The sequence below is a fragment of the Pseudoalteromonas sp. BMB genome, from assembly GCF_001709235.1.
Lineage (GTDB): Bacteria > Pseudomonadota > Gammaproteobacteria > Enterobacterales > Alteromonadaceae > Pseudoalteromonas > Pseudoalteromonas maricaloris.
Window position 1 is genome coordinate 1 of sequence record NZ_MBQA01000205.1, and the last position, 469, is coordinate 469.

General features: G+C 43.7%; 1 protein-coding gene. It reads left to right on the forward strand.

The window, feature by feature from the left end; genetic code table 11:
- Nucleotides 1-469 (forward strand): LysM peptidoglycan-binding domain-containing protein (locus BB427_RS24555; RefSeq protein WP_175401310.1); only part of this gene is annotated, 469 nt, incomplete at both ends.

The window sequence follows — 469 nt, forward strand, 5'->3', positions numbered from 1 at the left end:
GAAAGTAACAGGTAAACAAACCCACGTGTTGACGGACGATGATAGAGATACGAGTCGTAGCTACTATGACCGAGATTCAGGCAGACGAGTCGATTATAAGACAACGGTTGTGAAAAATGTCGGTTTTGAAGAAGACACGGACTTTAGAGGCAACGGCACGGGTAGCTATCACTTATATAGCAACAACCAATATTTAGGGGAGTTAAATAAGTCAGGGAGCGACTCAATAAAAGAGCAACACTTTAAAGCACCAAGTCAAGGTGACGCGACACCAATGGCGAGACATCAGGTTGGGTCGGGAGACACACTAAAGGCGTTAGCTCAACTTTATTACGGTGACGAAGATTTATGGTATGTAATAGCAGATGTTAATGGTGTAGGACTAGGCTCAGAGCTTCAAGCAGGGACAATGCTAGATATACCGGCAAGAAGCCAGAATACAAATAACCATACGAACTTTACACCAATC